We start from the raw sequence: 3,311 nt of genomic DNA, 5'->3' as shown, positions 1-3,311 counted from the left end.
CGCGACGGTGAGGGACGTGATCGGCGACGTGGGAGCGCGGGACATCCGCGAGATCGTCGTGTTCAACAAGGCCGACCTCGTCGACGAGGACACCCGACTGGTGCTGCGGGGCCTGGAGCCCGACGCGCTCTTCGTGTCGTCGCGCACCGGCGAGGGCATCGACGAGCTGCGCACGGCTGTGGAGGCGGCGCTGCCGCTGCCCGCCGTGGAGGTGCACGCGCTCGTGCCCTACGACCGCGGTGACCTCGTGTCGGCGGCGCACGAGACCGGACACATCCTGGCCCAGTCCCACGAGGAGGAGGGCACGGCGCTGCACGCGCACGTCTCCCCGCGGCTCGCGGCCGAACTGGAGCGGTTCCGCACCGACGCGTGAGCGCGGGCGCCGGGGCCGCGTGCGCGCCGCGCCCGGCGGTGTCAGTCGCCGGCGGAGAGCTCCAGGGTGGGCACCCCGGGGGTCTCGAAGCCGAACACCTGCCCCAGGAACGACAGCTCGGACTCGAGCGCGTTGGCGATCGTCTCGCCGCGCCGGAAGCCGTGCCCCTCGCCCTCGTACAGCACGTACGCGTGCGGCACGCCGCGTGAGGCCAGGGCGTCGCGGACGGCCTCGGACTGCGACGGCGGCACCACCTCGTCGTCGGCGCCCTGCAGCAGCAGCACCGGCACCCGGAACCGGTCCGGATGGCTGAGGGGCGAGCGCTCCGCGTAGACCGCTTCCGCCTCGGGAAGGGGCCCGATGAGCCCGTCGAGGTAGCGGGCCTCGAAGTCGTGGGTGTCCTCCGCGAGCGAGCGGGCATCGCCCACGCCGTAGCGTGAGATCCCGGCCGCGAACACATCGGTGCCGACCAGCGAGGACAGCACGGTCCACCCCCCGGCCGAGCCGCCCGCGATTGCGAGGCGTGCGGCATCAGCCCGGCCCTCGGCGGCGAGCCCAGCAGCGGCGGCGGCCACGTCGGCGACATCCGCGACGCCCCACTGGCCGCGCAGACGCTCGCGGTAGGCGCGGCCGTATCCGCTCGAGCCGGCGTAGTTGACATCGAGCACGCCGATGCCGCGGCTCGTGAGGTAGGCGATCTTGCCGGATGCCGCTCCTGCCACCTGACCGGTGGGTCCACCGTGCACGAAGACGACGTACGGCGGGAGCTCTCCCTCGGGCGCCTCGGCGACGGGGCTCGTCGGCGGGTAGTCGTAGGCGTGCACGGGACCCAGCGGCCCGTCGACGGTGAACGGCCGAGGCTGCGGCATCCACTCGGCGTCCCACGCGGACTCGCCGCCGGCGATCGTGATCGCGCCCGAGGGGCGGTCGACGTCGACCAGCCACAGCCCGGACGGCAGGGTCGCGCCCGACCCGGTGAGCAGCACGCGCGTGCCGGCCGCGTCCTCGACCGACACCCCCGCGGTCGGGGGCACCTCGAGCGGTCGTGCGGTGCCGTCGGAGCCGATGACGACCACCTCGTCGTCGCCGTTCGTCTGGACGGCGACGATGCGCGCGTCTTCGAGCACGGCGAACCAGCGCTGGCCGAGGCCCCACAGCGGTCCGCCGGTGTCGGCGTCTGCCGGCGACACCGGCTCGGGCGCCGTGCCCGCTGCCGGGTCCGTGCGCCACAGGTTCCACCGTCCGGTGACGTCGTCGGCGTAGACGAGCGTCGCGGCATCCTGCCACTCGGGCTGCAGGGCCGAGGCGGTGCCGGACGTGACCGACGTGGGCGTCGCCGTGCCGCCCGCCTCGCGCCGCGCCACCATCACCCGGCTGCGGTCCCATGGCATGTCGGGGTGATTCCAGGCGACCCAGGCCAGGTGACGGCCGTCGGGGGAGAGCGCAGGCTGGGCCACGAAGTCGCTGCCACCCCCCAGCGGGACGACGCGTACGTCGCCCGCGGTCGCGATCTCGACGATATCCCGCACCGGGCGCGGCCCCCGGGTGTGGTCTTCGCGCACGGCGAGGAGCGTCCCGTGCTGCCACCTCAGCCCGCCGAAGCGCACGTCGCCGGCGTCCGGGGTGAGCGGGGTCGGCTCGCCATCGGCGGGCAGCGCATAGATCCGCTGGTCGGTCTTCTCGACGAAGAACAGGATGCCGTCGGGCGAGGCCGCCCACGATCCGCCGCCGTATTCGTGCACGCGGGACCGCGCGTTCCAGGGGCCGGGGAGCACGTCCGAGACCGCACCGTCCGGGGTGCGCCGGCGCACGGTGGTGCGACCGCCTTCACCGGGCACGGTCTGGCCCCACCACACCTCGTCACCGACGAAGGTCGCCCCCTCGATCCGCGGCGATGCCGCGGCGACCTCCGCAGCCGTGAGGGGAGAGGGCCAGGAACCGTAGGGAAGGACGTCGACCATGCCCCCACGTTACGCGGCGACACACAACGGCACGGATCGTCACAGGACCGCAGCCGGAGGATCGACCTGGTTACCGTTGGCCCATCGTCGCCTCGCCCCGCACGGGGGCAGGCCAGGAGCGACAGCCGAGCCCGGCACCCGCCCGCGAGAAACGCACACGATGCGTGGATGCGGCCGCATGGGCCGCGTCCCCTGACGCCTGAGGAGGCGAGATGAGCCTGCTGCCCGAGGCGAGCGCACCGGCGGTGCCGTTCTCCTTCGAGCTCTACCCGCCGCGCACGCCGGCGGCAGCCGAGGTGCTGCGCGAGACGATCCGGATGTTGGCCGAGCAGCGCCCGAGCTTCCTCTCGGTCACCTACGGGGCCGGCGGGTCGACCGGCGGGGACTCCCTCGCGGTGCTGCGCCACATCCGGCAGACGACGTCGGTCGAGCCGCTGGCGCACCTCACCTGTGTCGGAAACACCTACGCCGGCGCGACCGCACTCATCCGGGAGTTCCTCGACGCCGACATCACGAGCTTCCTCGCCCTCCGCGGCGACCCGCCGGCGGGTGTCGGCGAAGACGAGGCCTTCCTCGGCGACCTCGAAAGCGCCGCGCAGCTGGTGCAGCTGATCGATCGCGTGCAGGCGGAGCGGGCCCCCTACACCGAGGCGGCGATCCCGGGTCTTCCCGGCGCCGCCCGCGTGCAGCCCCGCCAGCGCGCCCAGATCGCCGTGGCGGCGTTCCCGATGGGGCATCCCCGGTCGCGGCATGCCGGCCAGCACCTCGATGCGCTGCTGGCCAAGCAGGCCGCGGGTGCCACGCTCGCGATCACCCAGCTGTTCTTCCATCCCGACGTGTATCTGGCCTTCGTCGAGCGGGCACGGGCAGCCGGCGTCCACATCCCGATCCTCCCCGGCATCATGCCCATCACCTCGCCCGCGCGCCTCCGCCGGGTGCTGGAGCTGACGGGCGAGGAGCTGCCCGCAGAGCTGGCT

At 74.0% G+C, this 3,311-nt stretch carries 2 protein-coding genes and 1 pseudogene; 2 read left to right on the top strand and 1 reads right to left on the bottom strand.

Features of this window, described 5'->3' with window-relative positions:
• Positions 1-373, top strand: a pseudogene (locus NQ160_RS21060) (GTPase HflX); the annotation flags it as partial.
• A gap of 41 nt (positions 374-414) precedes the next feature.
• On the opposite strand, the gene NQ160_RS21055 reads toward NQ160_RS21060, so the two are convergent.
• Positions 415-2,334, bottom strand: coding sequence for a S9 family peptidase (locus tag NQ160_RS21055; RefSeq protein ID WP_257517032.1), 1,920 nt, complete (start codon positions 2,332-2,334; stop codon positions 415-417).
• 212 nt (positions 2,335-2,546) lie between these two features.
• Between NQ160_RS21055 and NQ160_RS21050 the strand changes: the two genes are divergently transcribed.
• A partial coding sequence (locus tag NQ160_RS21050; protein ID WP_257517031.1) for a methylenetetrahydrofolate reductase occupies positions 2,547-3,311 on the top strand: 765 nt, incomplete at its 3' end.

The sequence above is a fragment of the Microbacterium sp. zg.Y909 genome (genome assembly GCF_024626565.1).
The sequence above is the reverse complement of the archived record's forward strand: the minus strand, read 5'-3'. Positions and strand labels throughout refer to the sequence as shown.

What these genes read in the sequence shown, in the direction of transcription:
- NQ160_RS21055 (WP_257517032.1), bottom strand. Translation starts at nt 2,334, where the DNA reads ATGGTCGACGTCCTTCCCTACGGTTCCTGGCCCTCTCCCCTCACGGCT.